Origin of the sequence: Amycolatopsis sp. NPDC051758 (assembly GCF_044453095.1) — a bacterium.
Lineage (GTDB): Bacteria > Actinomycetota > Actinomycetes > Mycobacteriales > Pseudonocardiaceae > Amycolatopsis.
On the sequence record NZ_JBITCJ010000006.1, the window covers coordinates 447,106 to 465,322 of the forward strand.

At 70.7% G+C, this 18,217-nt stretch carries 20 protein-coding genes and 1 pseudogene; 9 read left to right on the forward strand and 12 right to left on the reverse strand.

Going from position 1 to position 18,217, the window contains the following annotated elements; translation table 11 throughout:
• Positions 1-21: 21 nt before the first annotated feature.
• Complete coding sequence (locus ACIA5G_RS29370) at positions 22-348, reverse strand: antibiotic biosynthesis monooxygenase family protein (RefSeq protein WP_395928861.1); 327 nt, start codon at positions 346-348, stop codon at positions 22-24.
• A 55-nt stretch (positions 349-403) separates the two neighbouring features.
• Between ACIA5G_RS29370 and ACIA5G_RS29375 the strand changes: the two genes are divergently transcribed.
• The 5 genes and pseudogenes from ACIA5G_RS29375 to ACIA5G_RS29395 form a co-directional block, all read left to right on the forward strand.
• Entirely contained in the window at positions 404-832 is a 429-nt protein-coding gene (locus ACIA5G_RS29375) for a MarR family winged helix-turn-helix transcriptional regulator (RefSeq protein ID WP_395928863.1), read from the forward strand.
• Positions 833-873: 41 nt separating this feature from the next.
• Complete coding sequence (locus tag ACIA5G_RS29380; protein WP_395928865.1) at positions 874-1,449, forward strand: PadR family transcriptional regulator; 576 nt, start codon at positions 874-876, stop codon at positions 1,447-1,449.
• A gap of 10 nt (positions 1,450-1,459) precedes the next feature.
• Positions 1,460-2,893, forward strand: coding sequence for an FAD-dependent monooxygenase (locus ACIA5G_RS29385; protein ID WP_395928867.1), 1,434 nt, complete (start codon positions 1,460-1,462; stop codon positions 2,891-2,893).
• Positions 2,894-3,143: 250 nt separating this feature from the next.
• On the forward strand, positions 3,144-3,461 hold the full coding sequence (locus tag ACIA5G_RS29390; protein ID WP_395928869.1) for a transposase: 318 nt from the start codon (positions 3,144-3,146) through the stop codon (positions 3,459-3,461).
• A pseudogene (locus ACIA5G_RS29395) lies at positions 3,352-3,615 on the forward strand (transposase); the annotation flags it as partial. The gene ACIA5G_RS29390 and the pseudogene ACIA5G_RS29395, both read left to right, overlap by 110 nt.
• 280 nt (positions 3,616-3,895) lie before the next feature.
• Here the strand turns inward: ACIA5G_RS29395 and ACIA5G_RS29400 are convergent.
• Positions 3,896-4,414: a GNAT family N-acetyltransferase gene (locus tag ACIA5G_RS29400; protein WP_395928871.1), complete on the reverse strand. Its 519-nt coding sequence runs from the start codon at positions 4,412-4,414 to the stop codon at positions 3,896-3,898.
• A gap of 24 nt (positions 4,415-4,438) precedes the next feature.
• Positions 4,439-5,377, reverse strand: coding sequence for a TetR/AcrR family transcriptional regulator C-terminal domain-containing protein (locus tag ACIA5G_RS29405; protein ID WP_395928873.1), 939 nt, complete (start codon positions 5,375-5,377; stop codon positions 4,439-4,441).
• Between the two features lie 106 nt (positions 5,378-5,483).
• On the opposite strand from ACIA5G_RS29405, the gene ACIA5G_RS29410 reads away from it, so the two are divergent.
• Together ACIA5G_RS29410 and ACIA5G_RS29415 are read left to right on the forward strand one after the other, a co-directional pair.
• Complete coding sequence (locus ACIA5G_RS29410) at positions 5,484-6,191, forward strand: DUF2306 domain-containing protein (RefSeq protein ID WP_395928875.1); 708 nt, start codon at positions 5,484-5,486, stop codon at positions 6,189-6,191.
• Positions 6,192-6,337: 146 nt separating this feature from the next.
• Positions 6,338-7,312 carry a chitinase gene (locus ACIA5G_RS29415; protein ID WP_395928877.1) on the forward strand — a complete coding sequence of 325 codons (975 nt, stop codon included), beginning with the start codon at positions 6,338-6,340 and terminating at the stop codon, positions 7,310-7,312.
• A gap of 1 nt (position 7,313) precedes the next feature.
• Here ACIA5G_RS29415 and ACIA5G_RS29420 read toward each other — a convergent pair whose 3' ends face one another.
• From ACIA5G_RS29420 to ACIA5G_RS29450, 7 genes are all read right to left on the reverse strand, one after another.
• Positions 7,314-8,159 (reverse strand): LysR family transcriptional regulator, encoded by an 846-nt coding sequence (locus tag ACIA5G_RS29420; RefSeq protein ID WP_395929274.1) that lies wholly within the window; start codon positions 8,157-8,159, stop codon positions 7,314-7,316.
• 1 nt (position 8,160) lies between these two features.
• A complete protein-coding gene (locus tag ACIA5G_RS29425) occupies positions 8,161-8,541 on the reverse strand; it encodes a DUF427 domain-containing protein (protein ID WP_395928879.1) in 381 nt (126 codons plus the stop codon).
• 65 nt (positions 8,542-8,606) lie between these two features.
• Complete coding sequence (locus tag ACIA5G_RS29430) at positions 8,607-9,371, reverse strand: HAD family acid phosphatase (protein ID WP_395928881.1); 765 nt, start codon at positions 9,369-9,371, stop codon at positions 8,607-8,609.
• Positions 9,372-9,457: 86 nt separating this feature from the next.
• Entirely contained in the window at positions 9,458-10,621 is a 1,164-nt protein-coding gene (locus tag ACIA5G_RS29435) for a class I SAM-dependent methyltransferase (RefSeq protein ID WP_395928883.1), read from the reverse strand.
• Entirely contained in the window at positions 10,622-11,587 is a 966-nt protein-coding gene (locus tag ACIA5G_RS29440) for a class I SAM-dependent methyltransferase (RefSeq protein ID WP_395928885.1), read from the reverse strand. It abuts the gene before it with no gap.
• 4 nt (positions 11,588-11,591) lie between these two features.
• Positions 11,592-12,371: an enoyl-CoA hydratase/isomerase family protein gene (locus ACIA5G_RS29445; RefSeq protein WP_395928887.1), complete on the reverse strand. Its 780-nt coding sequence runs from the start codon at positions 12,369-12,371 to the stop codon at positions 11,592-11,594.
• A gap of 55 nt (positions 12,372-12,426) precedes the next feature.
• Positions 12,427-13,248: an ABC transporter ATP-binding protein gene (locus ACIA5G_RS29450; RefSeq protein ID WP_395928889.1), complete on the reverse strand. Its 822-nt coding sequence runs from the start codon at positions 13,246-13,248 to the stop codon at positions 12,427-12,429.
• Between the two features lie 337 nt (positions 13,249-13,585).
• Here ACIA5G_RS29450 and ACIA5G_RS29455 point away from each other — a divergent pair, with 337 nt between their 5' ends.
• Both ACIA5G_RS29455 and ACIA5G_RS29460 read left to right on the forward strand, forming a co-directional pair.
• A complete protein-coding gene (locus ACIA5G_RS29455; RefSeq protein WP_395928891.1) occupies positions 13,586-14,131 on the forward strand; it encodes a cysteine dioxygenase in 546 nt (181 codons plus the stop codon).
• Positions 14,132-14,141: 10 nt separating this feature from the next.
• Positions 14,142-14,537 (forward strand): rhodanese-like domain-containing protein, encoded by a 396-nt coding sequence (locus ACIA5G_RS29460; RefSeq protein ID WP_395928893.1) that lies wholly within the window; start codon positions 14,142-14,144, stop codon positions 14,535-14,537.
• 51 nt (positions 14,538-14,588) lie between these two features.
• Here ACIA5G_RS29460 and ACIA5G_RS29465 read toward each other — a convergent pair whose 3' ends face one another.
• The gene (locus tag ACIA5G_RS29465) at positions 14,589-15,575 is read right to left on the reverse strand and encodes an LLM class F420-dependent oxidoreductase (RefSeq protein WP_395928895.1); all 987 of its coding nucleotides are present in this window, start codon (positions 15,573-15,575) and stop codon (positions 14,589-14,591) included.
• 73 nt (positions 15,576-15,648) lie between these two features.
• Positions 15,649-18,177 carry an alpha-glucan family phosphorylase gene (gene glgP / locus ACIA5G_RS29470; RefSeq protein WP_395928897.1) on the reverse strand — a complete coding sequence of 843 codons (2,529 nt, stop codon included), beginning with the start codon at positions 18,175-18,177 and terminating at the stop codon, positions 15,649-15,651.
• Positions 18,178-18,217 lie beyond the last annotated feature (40 nt).

The following is an 18,217-nucleotide window of genomic DNA, read 5'->3' on the forward strand; positions in this document are numbered from 1 at the left end:
CGCGCTCGACATACGCTGACGTCAGCTGTGGTGCACCGACTCGACGGTGTAGAGCTGCGGGTCGGCCGTCGCGAGGGCGAGCGCGGCCTGCATGTGCTCCTGGCACTCGGGGTCGGCGAGCATCGCGCGGAACGCGTCCGCGCTCTCCCACTGGGCGTAGTTGACGACCCGGGTGCCTTCGGCGCCGGCGTGGATGTTCGCCGCGACGAAGCCCGGCCGGTGCTGCATCACCTTCTCGGTGGCCGTGACCAGCAGCTCGACCAGCTCCTGCTGCCGCCCGGGGTCGACGGTGAAGACGTTGATCAGGGTCGCCAGGTCGGCGCCGGCGGTGATGGTGGTGGTCGCCATGACTTCTCCTCGATGTCAGGATCCTTACATCGTCATTATGTGTAAGGTTCCTGACATGAGTCAACCCCGCACCGGCGAGCGGCCCGGCTACCTGCTGAAACGCACCCAGCAGGCACTGAACCAGGCCTGCACCGACCGCCTGCGTCCGCTGGAGCTGTCGATGTCGCAGTACGCCGTGCTGCGCGCGCTCGACGACCACCCCGGCGCGTCGTCGGCCGAACTCGCCCGGGTCACCTTCGTCACCCGGCAGTCGCTGCGGGACGTCCTCAGTGGACTGCGAGCCGCCGGCCTCGTCACCGTGGCCGAACGGGCGACCACCGGCCGAGCCTTGCCCGTGGCGCTGACGTCGTCCGGCCGCACGAAACTGCGCGCCGCCGACGACCTGGTCACGCAGGTCGAGACGGCGATGCTCGGCGACCTGTCAGCCGACCAGCAACGTTATCTGGCAGACCTGCTGCAGACCTGCCTCGGCAACCTGACTTGACGGCGGTCGTATAGTCGGATCCGACTAATAGGGAGCGACTAGTGCCACCTCGCAAGATCCGGAACACCCTCGCGCTGGCTCTGCTCGGCCTGCTGCTGGAACGCCCGATGCACCCGTACGAAATCGCGTCCACGCTGCGCGAGCGGTACAAGGACACGACTTTCAAGATCAACCCGGGCTCGCTCTACGACACCGTCGAGGCGCTGGCCAAGCACCGCTGGATCGAGCCGGTCGAGACGGTCCGGGAAGGCAACCGGCCGGAGCGGACCGTCTACGCGCACACCGAGCTCGGCCGCCAGGAGTTCCTCGCGTGGCTCGACGAGCTGCTCCGCGAGCCTGTCGCGGAGTACCCGAAGTTCGTCGCGGCCGTGAGCTACCTCGGCGCGCTCGGCCCGGAGCGCGCCGCCGACGCGCTGGAGGAACGCGCGCGGCACCTCGCCGACCGCATCGAGGGTGCGAACACGGCGTTGACCGACACCGTCGGCCAGGGCGTGCCGCGGCTGTTCATGATCGAAGTCGAGTTCGCCCGGCACGCGTGGCAGGCCGAGCTCGACTGGGCGAGCGGCACGGCCGCCGAAATCCGGTCCGGCTCCCTGTCCTGGCCCGACCACTCCTGAGGGGAAGACTGTGCCCGAACTCGAAACCGACGTCCTCGTCGCCGGCGCCGGCCCCGCCGGCCTGCTGCTCGCCGCGGAGCTCGCGCTGGCCGGCGTGCGCACCACGATCGTCGAACGCCACGAGTCGCGTCCGCCGCACAGCCGCGGCTTCAACCTCAACGCGCGCTCGCTGGACCTGCTCGCCCGGCGCGGCCTGGCCGACGGCCTGGTCGCCGAGGGCCACCAGGTGCCGCACGCGCCGGTCACGGGCCTGCCCGGCCCGCTGCTGCTCGACGGCGCGGCGACCGATCACCCGTTCTCGCTGGGCATCCCGCAGGCGCGCGTCGAGGAAGTGCTCGAGGCCCGCGCGCTCGACCTCGGCGTCGAAATCCTGCGCGGCCACGAACTGCAGACGTTCACCCAGTCCCCGGACACCGTCCTGGTCCACAGTGGACGCCAGATCCGGGCCCGGTTCCTCGTCGGGTGCGACGGCGGCCGCAGCACGGTGCGCAAGCAGGCCGGGATCGGCTTCCCGGGTGTCGACGCGCGCTGGTTCGCACTGCTCGGCGACGTCGAATGCGAGCTGCCGTACGGGGTTTCGGCCGGCCCGGACGGCCGGACGGTGTTCGTCATCCCGCGGCCGGGGTACGTCCGGATAGTCGTCCGGGAGGACAACCCGCCGGCGGACAAGTACTCGCCCGTCACCCTCGACCAGCTCCAGGCGCAGGTGGACTCGGTGCTGGGCCGACACGTCGAGCTGCGCGAGCCTCGCTGGCTGACCCGCTTCGGCGACGCGGCGCGGCTGGCGTCGCGGTACCGGGAAGGCCGGGTCCTGCTGGCCGGCGACGCCGCGCACATCCACCCACCGGCGGGGGCGATCGGGTTGAACGTGGCGCTGGACGACGCGTTCAACCTCGGCTGGAAGCTCGCGGCGACGGTCCACGGAACGGCGCCTTCGGGGCTTCTGGACACATATCACGACGAGCGGCACGCGGCGGGCGAGCGGATCCTGGCGAACACGCGGGCGCAGGTGGCTTTGGAAGAGGCGGACGCGACGGAGCCGTGGGCCGACCTGATGCGACGGGTCGCTTCGCACCCGGCGGGGAACCGGGCGCTGGCGGAGATCATCACCGGGCTGGACGCCTGTTATGCGCCGGGCGGACATCCGTGGCTGGGTCGTCTCGCGCCGGACGTGCCGTTGACGGTTGCCGAGCGTCCAATGCACCTGGCGGCACTGCTGCATGCCGGGCGGCCGGTGTTGCTGGACCTTGCCGGATCGTTCAGTGCTTGGTCGCCGGGAATCGAGGTGGTGACCGCGTCTTCGTCCACTTCGGACATCGAGGCGGTGTTGCTGCGGCCGGACGGCCACGTGGCCTGGGTCGGCACGCCCGGCTCCGGCGACACGGGCTTGGCGGAGGCGGTGCGCCGCTGGATCGGCGACGCCCCGGTCCCTGTGCCCGCCTGACCGGGAACGCCCGCCGGAGCTCCCCCGTTACTTTTTCGTAGTTCCTGATCAAGGAGCTGTGGTCACCAGGCCCGGCCTGACTGACGCCCCCAGTCGAATCCATGATCCGGGGGGTGTCACCGGGTCTGGTGGCATCGAGGGACCGCTGAATAGGGACACGGCCACCGGAAGGTAGGTCTCGTCGTAGGCGTGGGTGCCGGCCATCGATGCCCGATCGGCGACCACTCGCGACGAGCGAATGGCATGGTGGATGAGCAGCAGTTTCGGCGTGTTCCTCGGCCTGGATGTCGGCAAGGACGCTCACCACGCGGTCGGCCTCGACCCCGACCGCACGCGGCTGCATGACGGGCCGCTGCCCAACACCGAACCCAAACTGAAGGCGCTGTTCGACAAGCTCGCCGAGCACGATCCGCTGCTGGTCGTGGCAGACCAACCGGCCACGACCGGGGCGCTGCCGGCCGGTCACCCGCAGCTCCGGCACCAGCATCAAGGGCGAGCACCCTGCACGGACCGGCAACCGTCAGCTCAAACGCGCGTTCTTTCTCTCCGCCTTCGCCGCACTGTCTGACCCGACCAGCAGGACCTACTACGACCGCAAGCGGGCCGAGAGCAAGAAGCACAACGCCGCCCTGATCTGCCTGGCCCGCCGCCGCTGCGACGTCCTCCACGCCATGCTCCGCAACGGCACCCACTACCGCCACCCCGAACCTGTCGCGGCTTGACAACCAGATAGGGGCACCTCCCCGCCCCTTCCCTGGGGGGCGGCCCCAAGTCCAGTCTACCGGCGGGGTAGGACAAACCCGCCGGAATCGCGGGTGAGCGCCCGAGCTGTCCACATTCGGACCCGGCTGTGGACAGCTCGGAAACCGGCCGGCTAGGGGCAGTCCGGCGCCGCCCATTTCACCAGCTCCGGCCAGGGATGACGGCTCATTCCGAGGTCGAGAACGAGCACCTCTGGATCGCCGAGGCGACCGAACTTTGGCGATACCGGAGGAATGCACCTCAGCTCGAACGTTCCAGCACCGCGCGCTGCTCCACCCGCCCGTCCAACGTGAACTTGCTGTGCGGAGCGAACCCCAGCTTCTCCACCACCCGGGCCGAAGCCTTGTTCACCGGCTCATAAACCGCCAGCAGCCGCTCGGTGAAACCCGACGCGAACACGTGGTCCCGCACCGCCGAAGTCGCTTCCGTGGCATACCCGCGGCCCCAGCCCGACGGGGCGATCCACCAGCCCATCTCCACCGCCGGTGCCCCCAGACCGGACTCCGTCGCGTCCCGGCGGACCAACGACACCACGCCGTCGAAGGAGTCCGGGGCCGCCGAGACCGCGAACCAGCCGAAACCGTGCTCAGCCCAGTGATCCAGCGTTGCCCGGTGCTTGGTGAGGGTGTATTCGCGGCTCCACGGCTCGCCCGTGCCGACGTACCGGACCGTGTCCGGCAGCTGGGCCAAGGCGAACAGGTCGTCGAAGAAGTCTTCGGACCACGCGTGCAGCGTGAGGCGTTGTGTGGTGATCAGCACCGCCGGAAGTCTAGGCGGCGCCGGTCATCGCGGCTCGTCGATTTCCAGCAGCGCCGCGATGCCGTCGAGCTGCAGGCGCAAACCGAACTCGAACGCCTCGTCGAGGTCGACGTCTTCGACGCCGGTCATCACCTCGGTCAGCACCGGGAACCGGCCCGACTCCAGGTATCCGGCGAGCAGGGCCATGTCCGCCGCCAGGCGCTGGTCGCCCGAAATACCCGTGTCCTGCTCGGCCTGGACCTCGAACGCGTTGCTCACGGCCAGGCCACCGACCCAGCCGTTGAGCGTCATGATCACCTGCAGCTTCACCCGGCGTCGCAGTCCCGAACCGGAAAAGGCCCGCAAGGACCAGTCGACCAGGCGCAGGCCGGCCGCCAGGACCGGCGGGCGGACCAGGGAATTCAGCAGGATCGGCGCGAGCCACGGGTGACGGCGGTAGGCGCCCCACTGCGCGCGGGCAGCCAGCTCGAGGCGGGGGCGCCACTCCGCCGGGCCCGGTTCCGGCAGTTCCGCCTCGCCGAGCGCCGCGTCGGCCATCAGGCGGAGCAGTTCGTCCTTGTCCGGCACGTGCCGGTACAGCGCCATCGGGCCGACACCCAGCTCGGCGGCCAGCCGCCGCATCGACAGCGCGGTGATGCCCTCGGCGTCCGCGAGCGCGATGGCCGCGCGCACCAGGGCGGCCCGGCCCAGTGGCGCCTTCTGCGGGGTCCGCTCGGCCACCACCGTGCCGCTGCCCGGCACCGCGCGCACCCAGCCCTGCTCGCCCAGCGCGGAGAGCGCTTTCGCCGCGGTCGCCATCGCGACACCCCATTCGCGGACGAGCGTGCGCGTCGACGGGACACGCTCGCCGGGCCGCAGCTCACCGGCGGTGATCCGGCGGCGCAGGTCCGCCGCGATCCGCAGGTAGGGCGCCTGCTCGGCCACGAACACCTCGATCCGTACTAGAACACTTCCCCAGGACACCTAGAACGGTTTCAGGGTACTCCCCCATTGTCAGCAGCAAGGACTGTCGGCCGGACGCGCTGGTCAATACGGTGCCGATACAGCGTCAAGAACCAAGGGGGACCCCATGACCACGACCGAGACTCCGGCGAGCGTCGGCGACGCCCGGCGCAACCCGCAGTGGTGGCGCCGCCCGTGGGTGTTCCCGCTGGGGCTGCTCGTCACGGTGTTCCTGGTGTACTCGCTCCCGCCCTACCTCGGCCTGGACCCGGCGCAGTCGCGGATCCCGGCGCCGGGCGGCGCCGGCTGGTACTACCCGGTGCTCGTCACGCACATCGGCTTCGCGACCATCGCGATGGTGACCTGCGCGATGCAGATCTGGCCGTGGCTGCGGCAGAAGCACCCCACGGTGCACCGCCGCACCGGCCGCGTCTACGTGTTCGCCGGCGCGATCCCGGCGTCGATCGCGGGGTTCGCCATCGCGCTCGCGGCGCCGTTCGGCCCGATCGGCGCGGTGTCGAACGTCCTGCTCGCGACGCTCTGGTTCGGCTGCACCGTGCAGGGCTACCGGATGGCGCGCGCCCGGCGCTTCGGCGACCACCGGCGGTGGATGATCCGCAGCTTCGCGCTCTGCATGTCCATCATCAGCAACCGGATCTGGGGCATCGTCTGGGCAGTCGTCCTGGCGCCGCAGGTGGACACGACGTTCGGCGGCAGCGAGCTGGCGATGGGCCAGGCGATCGCCGGCATCACGACGTGGACGGGCTGGGTGGTGCCACTGCTGATCGCCCAGTGGTGGCTGGAGCGGGGCCGCGGACGCAAGCGCGCCGCGTGAAGAAGAGCGGAATCGGTCGGGGGGCCGGTTCCGCCCGTCACCCGCGGTCATGCCCCCGAACGGCCTATGGTCCGGACCACCTTAATGGTCTATACCAATTGGGACAGGAATTCCCGCCGCCGCGCTCGTCGTCGTGGAGGTCCCCCATGCGTCTCCCCCGTCTCCATCCCCTCCTGGCCGCTTTGGGCGGTTTGGCCCTGGTGGCCACCGGGTTCGCCGCTCCCGCGGGCGCCGCGGCCGGCTCCCCGATCCCGGTCGGGCCCTACGTCGACATGGGCGCCTGGCCGTCACCCAGCCTCTCGGCGATGTCCGCCGCGAGCGGGGTCAAGGGCTTCACGCTCGCCTTCGTCAACTCGTACGGCTGCAAGGCCAGCTGGTTCGGCGCCTACGACCCGCGCACCGCGTGGCAGAAGGACGAGATCACCAAGATCCGCAACGGCGGTGGTGACGTCAAGATCTCCTTCGGCGGCGCGTCCGGCATCGAGCTGGCGCAGGCGTGCAGCACGTCGGCGCAGGTCGCGGCCGAGTACGACGCCGTGGTCAAGGCGTACGGCCTGAAGTACGCCGACTTCGACATCGAGGGGGCGGCCATCGCGGATCCGACCACGATCGCACGCCGCTCCCAAGCCCTGAAGACGTTGCAGAACAACAACCCGGGCCTCAAGATCTCGCTGACCCTCCCGGTGCTGCCGAACGGCCTCACCGCCGACGGCCTCAACGTCGTCAAGTCCGCGAAAGACGCCGGGGTGAACCTGGATCTCGTGAACGTGATGGCCATGGACTACTACCAGGGCGCCGGCGACCAGGGCGCCAAGGCGATTTCCGCGGCCAAGGCGACGCAGGCGCAGCTCAAGTCGCTCTACGGGCTGAGTGACGCGGCGGCGTGGAAGAAGGTCGGCGTCACCCCGATGATCGGGGTGAACGATTCGCAGAACGAGATCTTCTACCAGAAGGACGCAAAGGCGCTGGTCGCCTTCGCCAAGACCGTCCACCTGGGCATGCTGTCGTTCTGGGAAGCCGGCCGCGACGCCAACGCGTGCACCGGCGCGCTCTACAAGTGCACCAACGTGCCGCAGGCGAAGTACGAGTTCGCGAAGATCTTCGCGGGCTACACCGGCTGATTCACCACCGGGCGGCGTCCGCGAGCAGTGCGTCCCGCACCGCCGCGGGCCCCGCCCGGCACGGCTCGGTCCGGGTCACGACGAAGAGCGTGTTGATCGGCGGTTCGACCGGGTCCAGCAGCGCCACCAAGTCACCCGAAGCCAGCTCGGCGGCGCAGAGATAACGCGGCAGCACGCTGACGCCGAACCCGGCCACCACGCAGGCCAGCACACCCCGCAGGTCCGGGACGACCACGGCGGGTCCGGCAGGCGGCCGCACACCCAGCACCGAACGCCAGTAGCGGCGGATGATCGGCAGGTCTTCGGCGTACGCCACGAGCGGCGCCGTGCGAGGGTCGGCGGAGAAGCCGCGCGGACCGACCAGGACGAACTCCTCGTCGGTCAACGGCGTCGCCGCGAAGCCGCGGCCGCGCGGCCGGATCGTCGAGACGACCAGGTCGTACCGCCGCTGCGCCAGCCCCGCCAACAAGTCGTCGGCCAGCCCGAAGCTGACGCGCAGCTGCAGGCCGCCGGCGACCAGGCCGGCGAGCGCGGGCAGCACGCGCGCAGCGGTCAGCTCGGCCGGTCCGGCCAGGTGCACCGGCGCGGCGAACGGGTCGACCGCCTCGACCGTCAAGGAAGAAAGCGCGTCGACGTGCGGGGCGATCCGGACGGCCAGCTCGTCGGCCACCGACGTCGGCGTGACGCCCCGCGCACGCCGGACGAACAGCTGCTGCCCGAGCTGTTCCTCCAGGGCCCTGACCTGCGCGGTCACCGTCGGCTGGGACAACCCCAGCGACGGCGCCGCACCGGTCAGCGAGCCCGCGCGGTGGACCGCGAGGAACGTGCGCAGCAGGTCGAGGTCCAGCTCAGTCCTCGATCAGCTCGATCGAGTCCACGACGTTCGGGTAGAACGCGACGTGGTCCTTGATCGCCGCGACCGCGTCGTACGGCTTCTCGTACGTCCAGATCGCGTTTTCCGCCTGCACGTCACCGGCGTTCAGGCTGTAGTAGTTGCTCTCGCCCTTGTACGGGCAGTACGTCTCGTGGTCGGTCCGCTCCAGCAGGCTGAAGTCGACGTCCGCCCGCGGGATGTACTGCGCCGCCGGGTAGTTCGACTCCTGCAGCGTCAGCGCGTTGCGGCTGTCGGCCACCACTCGCCCGCCCGCCTTGACCACCACGCGGGCCTTGGTCGGCTCGACGGTGATCGGGTGGTCCGGGCCCGGGACCAGCACCTTCTTCTCCGGCATGTCAGCTCCTCGAAAAAGTTGTGTACTGGGAGCAGCACCCGGGACCCGGCGGTTATTCCGGAGGATCAGGGCAGGTAGTACATCGGGTTCGGCAGCTTCACCGGACGCAGCCCGTAACCGCCCTCGAGGTCGCTGAACTGGTCACCGACGTTGAGCACGATCTTCGCGCCGGTCGCCTCGATGTGCGCCCGCGTGCCCGACTTGTACTGCACGGTGGTGCAGGTCAGACCGCACGGCAGGTAGTCGGGCGCGGTCACCTTCGGCTTGAAGAACGCGCCGGCCGGAGCCGGGAAGCCCTCGTTGGCGAGGTTCTTCAGCGACTGCGGGCCCTGCAGCTCGTTGCGGCCGGTCAGGAAGTACACCTTGACGCCGTGCTGCGCGGCCCAGTTGGACAGCTCGAGCACCGGCTTGTTGGCGGTGAACGTGCCGTTGTCGATGGCCTGCTGCTGCTTGACCGGGTCAAAGCCGAAGTCGTTGTCGGCCTCCCAGCCGTAGGTGACCTCGGAGGTGTCGTCGACGTCCAGCACGATCGCCGGGTTCTTGACCTTGCCGAGCTGCTGCTGCAGGTAGCGCTTTGCGTCGGCGACGACGTTCTTGGTGTCCTTCACGAACCGGCTGGTGTCCGAATAGTGGTGTTTGCCGGCGGCGTCGAGGTAGTCGCCGTAGTAGGCCTTGACGTCGTTCTTGACCTGGCCGATGTTGGCCGGCTCCTTGGCGCGGGCGGCGGTGGCGTCGTCCGAGCCGGCCAGCGCGGTGGCCCCCGAAGCGACGGTGGCGCCGATCGCCGCGGCGGCGGCGAGCTTGACGAGACCTGACCATTTTCCGGACACGAGCGACCCTCCAGTGCAGACTTGACGACGGAGGGAACCTACGTCACGTTCACCCGGAGTTCCACCCTTCGTTGGTTCTTGTTCACCTAAATCCGCTCGGCCCGGCAGAGGAACGCCACCGGCGCGCGGCCGATCCGCGTCAGGACGACCGAAGCTTCCGCCGCGCCGCGTGGTTTGAGCCTGCGGCGCAACGCGTCCGGGTCGACGTCCAGGCCGCGGATGAGGATTTCCAGCCGTCCGACGTCGTGTCGCTTGAGGACGGCCTTCAGCGCCTTTTCGCTGTACGGCCCCTGCTCCAGCACGCGGAACGCGCGCACACCCGGCGGCGGGGTGTCTCCGGTCAGGTACGCGATGCGCTCGTCCAGCTGCCACAACCCGTGCCGCGCCGCGTAGTGGCGGACCAGTCCGGCCCGGACGACGGCGCCGTCCGGGTCGACGATCCACTCCCCCGGCGGCCGGGTGGGCAGTTCGTCCGGTTCGGCGTCGGTGACCGTCCACTGTGTCCCGTCCGAGCGCAGCACGGTCGCCCGCCGGGTGACGCCGGTGCCGAGGCCGCGCCAGAGACAGGATTCGCGCACCTGGCCGTCGAGGGACACCAGCTCGACCTCGTCGGCCCACGGCGTGATCGCGAAGTCGAGCCCGGGCGCGCACTTCACGGACAGCGGACGCCCCGGGTAGGCGTCGACCAGCCCGTCCAGCGGCGGCGCGAAGTCCGCGGGTTTCCAGGCCCGGCGTCCGGCGGAGTCGCGGCGAGCGGGGTCGGCGACGACGACGCCCGAGCGGCTCACGGGGTGCAGCGCGTCGGCGCGGGCGAGTCCGAACGCGACACCCGCGGTGGTTCCGTTGTGCCGGGCCATCTCCAGCCGCACCGGGTCCACATCGGACCCGAGCGCCCGCCTGGCCACCCGGGCGATCTCGACGAGGTCCGCGCCGACCGAACACGTGACGTCGTGGACGTCGAGACCCGCCAAGCGCTGGGCCCGGTGCCGGGCGACCGGTGTGGCGCTCGCCTGCTGGAGTGCGTCCGACGTGAAGAGCCAGCCATCCGAATCCACTTTGGCCGCGGATTTACGGCGCAGCAGCGCGGTTTCCAGAACGGCCGCCGCGTACTCCTCGCCGGCGATCCGGCGCACGGCGGCGACGTCGGCGATCCGGTCGGTCAGCGGCAACACCGAGACCTCGGCGAGCGCCGCCACACCCGCGTCAGAGCGCAGGTAGGCGACGTCGCCGAGGGTGAACGCATAAGGCACTTAGGACGGCCGCTTGGTCCCGGTGATCATCACGTTGTAGAACAGCTCGCGCGGCAGGATCTTCGCCAGCAGCTTCTTGTCCACGGCGGACAGCCGCAGCCACAGCTTGTAGGCGAACAGCCGCCAGCGCACGGTGAGCTTCTCCGGCGGCACCGCGGCTTCGAACGTCCGGATCGGCCAGCCCGCGAGCGCCGCGGCGAACTCCTCGGTGACCGCGTGGACGTCCTGGGCGCCGGCCCCGCGGGCCCACGACTCCAGCTCCGACGGGTCGAAGGTGTGGATGTCGACGACGGCTTCCAGCGCGGCGGCGCGGGAGGACTCGTCGAGCTCCTCCTGCGGACGCCGCCAGCCGCTCAGCGCGGGCAGCTTCGTCACCCGGGTCGTCAGGAACCAGGTGAACTGGCCGAGCTTGCGGGCGTAGAAGTCGCCGATCTTCGTCGGCTCGCCGGCGAAGACGAACCGGCCGCCCGGCTTGAGCACGCGCAGCACCTCGCGGAACGCCGCCTGGACGTCCGGGATGTGGTGCAGCACCGCGTGCCCGACGACGAGGTCGAACGTGTTGTCGTCGTACGGGATCCGCTCGGCGTCGGCGACCCGGCCGTCGACGTCGAGACCGAGCTTCTCGGCGTTGCGCAGCGCGACCTGGACCATGCCGGGCGAAAGGTCGGTGACCGAGCCCTTCTTGGCGACGCCGCCCTGCATCAGGTTCAACAGGAAGAAACCCGTACCGCTGCCGAGCTCCATCGCGTGCTGGTACGGCTGGCCGTCATCACCCGCGACGGCGTTGAACACGTCCGTCGCGTAGGAGATGCAGCGCTCGTCGTAGGAGATGGACCACTTCTCGTCGTAGGTGCCGGCTTCCCAGTCGTGGTACAGCACGTTCGCCAGCTTCGGGTCGGCCCAGGCGGCCTGAACCTCGTCGGCGGTGGCGTGTGGGTTCGGAGCCGGGTCGTTCACGTCGGTCAAGGCGTCATTTCCCTTCGAAAGTGGCCTTGCCGGGCCCGTTTTCGATGAACGACTTCATGCCGTTCCGCTGGTCTTCGGTCGCCCAGAGCGCGGCGAACAGGTGCGATTCGAGCTTGAGCCCGTTCGCGAGGTCGGTGTCGAGGCCGCCGTCGATGGCCGCCTTCGCCGCGCGCAGCGCCACGGCGGGGCCGTGCGCGAACTGCGACGCCCACTTGAGCGCGGCCGCGTAGACGTCGTCCGGGGCGACAACCTGGTCGACGATCCCCAGCTGCAGCGCCTCTTCGGCCTTGACGAACCGTCCCGTGTAGACGATGTCCTTGGTCTTGCTCGGCCCGATCAGCCGCGCCAGGCGCTGGGTGCCGCCGGCGCCGGGGATGACCCCGAGCTGGATCTCCGGCTGGCCGACCTTGACGTTGTCACCGGCGACGCGGCGGTCCGCGGTCAGCGCGAGCTCGAGGCCGCCACCGAGGGCGTACCCGGTGATGGCGGCGACAACCGGCTTCGGGATCTCCGCGATCGCGGCGAGCGTGCCGGTGAGCCGGGCGCCGAACTTGGCGATCTCCGGGTAGGTGCGGGTGGCCATCTCCTTGATGTCCGCGCCGCCGGCGAAGGTCTTCTCGCCGCCGTAGAGGATCACCGCGCGGACGTCGTCACGCTCGGAGACCTCCTTCGCCAGCTCGGCGAGTTCGGCGGTGACCTGGGCGTTCAGGGCGTTGACCGGCGGGCGGTCGAGCCGGATCGTGCCGACCCCGTCCTTGACCTCCAGCGATACGAACTCTCCCACGCCCATCCTCCTCGTTGACGAAGTGCCAGCAGGCTACCCGCCGGTAAGCGACAGCTTAGCGACGGCGGGCGAAGAAGCGATCGCCGGAACGCTCGAGCACGAGGTCCTGGTCGAACGTCTTCGAGAGGTTTTCGCTGGTGATGACGTCGTCGACAAGGCCGGACACCACCGCGTGGCCGTCGCGGAGAAGCAGCGCGTGGGTGAACCCCGGCGGGATCTCTTCCACGTGGTGGGTGACCAGCACGAGCGCCGGCGCGTCCGGGTCGAGGGCCAGCGCCGAGAGCCGCGCGACGAGGTCCTCGCGGCCGCCGAGATCGAGCCCGGCGGCCGGCTCGTCGAGCAGCAGCATCTCCGGGTCGGTCATCAGCGACCGCGCGATCAGCGCGCGCTTGCGCTCCCCTTCGGACAGCGTGCCGAAGGTGCGCTCGGCGAGGTTCCCGATGCCCATCGCGTCCAGCAGTTCGGTCGCGCGGGCGGTGTCGAGGGTGTCGTATTCCTCACGCCAGCGGCCGAGCACCGCGTAGCCCGCGCTGACGACGACGTCCTTGACGAGCTCGTCGCCCGGGACGCGCTGGGCGATCGCGGCGGAGGTGAAGCCGATCCGCGGCCGCAGGTCGAAGATGTTGACCCGGCCGATCCGCTCGCCGAGCAGGTCGACCTCGCCGGTGGTCGGGTGCAGCTCGGCCGCGGCGAGGCGCAGCAGCGTGGTCTTGCCCGCGCCGTTCGGGCCGAGCACCACCCAGCGTTCGTCCAGTTCGACGTTCCAGTCGAGGCCGGCGAGGAGGTCGTTGGTCCCCCGGCGGACGCCGACACCGGCCATCCGGACCACGAGGTCGTCAAGTTCGCTGGGCTGGATCGGCTCGCTCACGAGGCCCATTCTGTCTGCCGTCGCGCGCGCGTGCGCACCCGCCCGGGTGAGACGGCGAACCAGCAGGTCGGCGGCCGTTCCACGACTTGGAACAGCGCAGTCGGGAAGTGTCGGCGGCAGCCGTGCTGTGGCAGGATCGACAGCATGTCAGCCGACGCGCCCGTCACTCCGGTCACCCGGGGTACGTTCTGGCGCCGTCGCGCGATCGACCTGCTCCTGGTCGCTTCCGCCGGGTGTACCCGGGCACGACTCCGCTGATTCCGCGCGCCCTCGCCCGGGCGCCGCTGACGGCCGTGCCGTGCTGCCCCCGCGTCCTGACCACCTTCGCGTCCGAGGAGCACCCGCGTTGACCACGTCCCTTGTTCGTCCCCCCGTCGAGATCCACCCGCAGCTGACCGACCCGCTGCTGCCCGACCTGCTGCACCCGGCGCGGCTGCTGTGGACGCCGCGTGAGCTGGCGGACCTGACCGCCACCGTGACCACCGAGCTGACCGCGAGCCTCAAGGACATCCTGCGGTTCGACGAAGACCGCCGCTGGTGGGCCCGGCTGGCCCTGACCGACGGCGTCGAGCTTTGGCTGCTGTCGTGGTTGCCGGGCCAGCACACGAAGCCGCACGACCACGGCGGCGCGTCCGGCTCGTTCACCGTCCTGCAGGGCGAGCTCGGCGAGGAGTACCGCTACCCCGGCGGCCCGGTCCGGCGCCGCACGCACGTCCCCGGCCAGGGCATCGGCTTCGGCGCCGGCCGCGCCCACCAGGTCACCGGCCTCGGCGACCAGCCCGCGGCGAGCGTCCACGCGTACTCGCCGCCGCTGGTGGCGACGCGGGAGTACAAGAGCCTCGCCGACGTCCCCGCCGAGATCCCGCCGCTGCCCGCCGTTGTCGGCCGGTGATACTCGGCTCATGAGCGCGATCGACGAGGTGCTGGCGAAGGCCCGGTCCGGGTTGGACCGGGTCGATCCGGAGCGAGCCTTGGAGCTACAGGGCGCGGGGGCGCTGATCGTCGACATCCGCCCGCACGCGAACCGCGAGGCCGAGGGCGAGATCCCGGGCTCGGTGGTCGTCGAGCGGATCCACCTGGAGTGGCGCCTGGCCCCGGACAGCGAGTGGCGGCTGTCGTCGGTGACGCCGGACGCGACGGTGATCGTGATGTGCAACGAGGGGTATTCGTCCAGCCTGGCGGCGGCCGACCTGCAGCGGCTGGGCCTGCGTCACGCGACCGACCTCGACGGGGGGTTCCGCGCCTGGGCGAAGGCCGGGCTGCCGGTGCAGACCGGCGGGAGCCCGGCCGTCCCGTGAGCTCGTGGGTGGCGCCGAGGCTCCCCAGTCGGGCGCCACCCACGACCCACGTCAGGCCAGGGCGGGCGCGACCTGCTCGGTGAACAGGTCGATGCCGGAGCGGTCGTACGCGGCTTCGGGGAAGTTGAAGATCGCGTAGGACATGCCCAGCTCGCCCATCGCGGCGAGCTTTTCGGTGATCTGCTCGGGCGTGCCGGTGGTCGGGCTGTTCTCGAAGTTGCCGGCCCAGCGCTCGACGGCGTCGGCCTCGATGTACTTGCCGAGGTGGGACCTCAGCCAGGCCAGCTTGTCCTGGACGTCCTTCTCGGTCTCGCCGATGACGATGTTGTGGTTGGCCGAGCGGACGATCGCATCGAAGTCGGTGCCGACGTCCTTGCAGTGCTGAGCGAGGATCTCCGACTTGCGGGTGAACGTCTCCGGGTCGGCGGCGAAGTTCGTGTACTTCGCGTACTTCGCGGCGATCCGGAGCGTCTTCTTCTCCCCGCCACCGGCGATCCACAGCGGGATGCCGCCTTCCTGCGGCGGCAACGGGCGCAGGATCGCGCCGTCGGTCTGGTAGTGCTTCCCGTCCAGTGTGGACGTCCCGGTGGTCCAGAGGTCGCGCATGATCTGCACCCCCTCGTCGAGCTGGCCGAGCCGCTCGCCGGCACCGGGGAAGCCGTAACCGTAGGCCCGCCATTCGTGCTCGTACCAGCCCGCGCCGATGCCCATCTCGACCCGGCCGCCGGCGATGGTGTCAGCGGTGGCGGCGACCTTCGCGAGGTAGGCCGGGTTCCGGTACCCCATGCAGGTGCACATCTGCCCGAGCCGCACGGTGTCGGTCGCGGCGGCGAACGCCGAGATCAGCGACCAGGCCTCGTGCGTGGCCTCCTCGGTCGGGACGGGCACGGTGTGGAAGTGGTCGTAGACCCAGATCGATTCGAAGGGCCCGGCCTCCGCGTGCTTCGCCAGGCCGAGCATGGTCTTCCAGTGGTCCGCGGGATCGATGCCGGCCAGGTCCAGCCGCCACCCCTGCGGAACGAAAATTCCGAAGCGCATACCCCCAACCTAACGCGGCTTCCGGCCGCGCGCGGCGTGATTTCCGGAGCTTCGGAGGTGGAGTAACTCCAGGTCAGGCCAGCACCACGCGGGCCAGTTCGGCCGGGGCCGCCAGGAGGCCGTGCTTCGGCAGCACCCGCACCGTGTACCCGATGGACCCCGGCCGCGGCAGTTTGAGCCGGGCCGCGAAGGCGCCGATGCCGTCGTCGGTCATCGGGACCGTGACCGCGTCACGCAGCTCGTCGTCGTCGCCGACCCGGCCGACCACCGCCTGGATGTCCACTTCGGACGGATCGAGGCCGGCCAGGTCGATGCGGGCCCGGATCGTCACCTCGGTGCCGACCACCAGCGGCTCGGTCGCCTCCACCAGCAGCTCCGAGTCGAAGATCCGCAGCCGCGGCCACGACACCTCGAGCTTGGTGCGGTAGTCCGCCAGCGACAGCGCGCCGCGGTAACCGTCGCCGGTGGCCGCGGCGACCATCCGGGACGCCGGCAGGTAGCCGTTGTCGACGTACTCGCGGACCATGCGCGACGCCTGCACCCGCGGGCCGAGCGTCTCCAGCGTGTGCCAGACCATCGACAGCCAGCCGGTGGGCACACCGTCGCCGGACCGGTCGTAGAACAGCGGCGCGATCTGCTGGCCGAGCAGCTCGTACAGCGCCGCGGCCTCGAGGTCGTCACGGCGCAGCGGGTCGGCGACGCCGTCCGCGGTCGGGATCGCCCAGCCGTTGCTGCCGTCGTAACACTCGTCCCACCAACCGTCGCGGATGGACAGGTTGAGGCCGCCGTTGAGCGCCGACTTCATCCCCGACGTCCCGCACGCTTCGAGCGGCCGCACCGGGTTGTTCAGCCAGACGTCGCAGCCGCGGTAGAGGTAACGCGCCATCGACATGTCGTAGTCCGGCAGGAAGACGATCCGGTGCCGGACGTCCGCGCCGTCGACGAACCGGACGATCTGCTGGATCAGCTGCTTGCCGTTCTCGTCGGCCGGGTGCGACTTCCCGGCGACGACGACCTGGATGGGCCGGTCCTCGTGCAGCAGCAGCGTGCGCAGCCGCTCGGGGTCGCGCAGCATCAGCGTCAGCCGCTTGTACGTCGGCACGCGGCGGGCGAACCCGACGGTCAGCACGTCCGGGTCGAACACGGAGTCCACCCAGCCCAGCTCCAGCGGGGACGCGCCGCGCTGCAGCCACGCCGCGCGCACCCGGCGCCGCACCTCGAACACCAGCTTCTCACGCAGCTCGCGCCGCAGCTCCCAGAGCTGGGCGTCGGAAACGCCGTCACGCAGCGGCCCGGCCCCGGTGTCGAGGCCCCACTCGCGGCCGAGCAGCGTGCTGAGCTCGCGCGCCACCCAGGTCGGGCCGTGGACGCCGTTCGTCACCGACGAGATCGGCACCTCGTCGTGGTCGAACCCGGGCCACAGCCGGGAGAACATCTTGCGCGTGACGCGGCCGTGCAGCTGGGAGACGCCGTTCGCGCGCTGCGCCAGCCGCAGGCCCATGTGCGCCATGTTGAACAGGCCGGGGTTGTCCTCGGCGCCGAGCGCGAGCACGCGCCGCGGGTCGATGTCGGGCACCAGCCTGCCGTCGGCGAAGTAACGCTGCACCAGGTCCACCGGGAACCGGTCGATGCCCGCGCTGACCGGGGTGTGCGTGGTGAACAGGGTCCCGGCGCGGACCGCGGGCATGGCCTCGTCGAACGCGAGGCCGTCGGCCTGCACGATCTCGCGGGCGCGTTCGAGGCCGAGGAATCCCGCGTGACCCTCGTTGGTGTGGAACACCATCGGCTGCGGGTGGCCGGTCAGCTCGCAGTACTTCCGGACGGCGCGGAACCCGCCGATGCCGGCCAGGATCTCCTGCCGCAGCCGGTGGTCGGCGTCGCCGCCGTAGAGCCGGTCGGTGACACCGCGCAGGTCGTCGTCGTTGGCCTCGGTGTCGGTGTCGAGCAGCAGCAGCGGGACGCGCCCGACGCGGGCCTGCCAGATCTGCGCGCACAGCTCGCGTCCGCCGGGCATCGCGACGCCGATCAGCACCGGACGGCCGCCGGCGGTCAGCAATTCCAGGGGGAACGCGTTCGGGTCGATCACCGGGTAGTGCTCGACCTGCCAGCCGTCGAGCGACAGCGACTGCCGGAAGTAGCCGTTGCGGTAGAGCAGCCCGACCCCGACCATCGGCACACCCAGGTCGGACGCGGCCTTGAGGTGGTCGCCGGCGAGCACGCCGAGGCCGCCGGAGTAGTTCGGCAGGGCTTCGGTGACGCCGAACTCCATGGAGAAGTAGGCGACCGCCGGCGGCAGCTCCGCGTCGTCACGCTGCTGGTACCAGCGCGGCTCCGACAGGTAGTTCTCCAGGTCCGCGGCGGCGACGCGGGCGCGCTCCAGGAAGCCGTCGTCCACGGCAAGCTCGTCGAGGCGGTCCGGCGGCAGCGCGGTGAGCATCCGCAGCGGGTCGCGCACGGCGTTGAACAGCTCGGCGTCCATCGACGCGAAGAGGTCACGCGTGGGCGGGTGCCACGTCCAGCGCAGGTTGGTGGCCAGCGCGCCGAGGCCGGACAGGGACTCCGGGAGGCTGGCGCGGACGGTGAACCGGCGGACTGCACGCATGGGAAGCGACGATATCGGGCCACGGCCTCGCCTGCGCAGG

Coding starts and splice junctions, on each gene's coding strand:
- ACIA5G_RS29370 (WP_395928861.1), bottom strand. CDS start 348: ATGGCGACCACCACCATCACCGCCGGCGCCGACCTGGCGACCCTGATC.
- ACIA5G_RS29375 (WP_395928863.1), top strand. CDS start 404: ATGAGTCAACCCCGCACCGGCGAGCGGCCCGGCTACCTGCTGAAACGC.
- ACIA5G_RS29390 (WP_395928869.1), top strand. CDS start 3,144: ATGAGCAGCAGTTTCGGCGTGTTCCTCGGCCTGGATGTCGGCAAGGAC.
- ACIA5G_RS29410 (WP_395928875.1), top strand. CDS start 5,484: ATGACCACGACCGAGACTCCGGCGAGCGTCGGCGACGCCCGGCGCAAC.
- ACIA5G_RS29415 (WP_395928877.1), top strand. CDS start 6,338: ATGCGTCTCCCCCGTCTCCATCCCCTCCTGGCCGCTTTGGGCGGTTTG.
- ACIA5G_RS29425 (WP_395928879.1), bottom strand. CDS start 8,541: ATGCCGGAGAAGAAGGTGCTGGTCCCGGGCCCGGACCACCCGATCACC.
- ACIA5G_RS29450 (WP_395928889.1), bottom strand. CDS start 13,248: ATGGGCCTCGTGAGCGAGCCGATCCAGCCCAGCGAACTTGACGACCTC.
- ACIA5G_RS29460 (WP_395928893.1), top strand. CDS start 14,142: ATGAGCGCGATCGACGAGGTGCTGGCGAAGGCCCGGTCCGGGTTGGAC.
- ACIA5G_RS29465 (WP_395928895.1), bottom strand. CDS start 15,575: ATGCGCTTCGGAATTTTCGTTCCGCAGGGGTGGCGGCTGGACCTGGCC.
- glgP (WP_395928897.1), bottom strand. CDS start 18,177: ATGCGTGCAGTCCGCCGGTTCACCGTCCGCGCCAGCCTCCCGGAGTCC.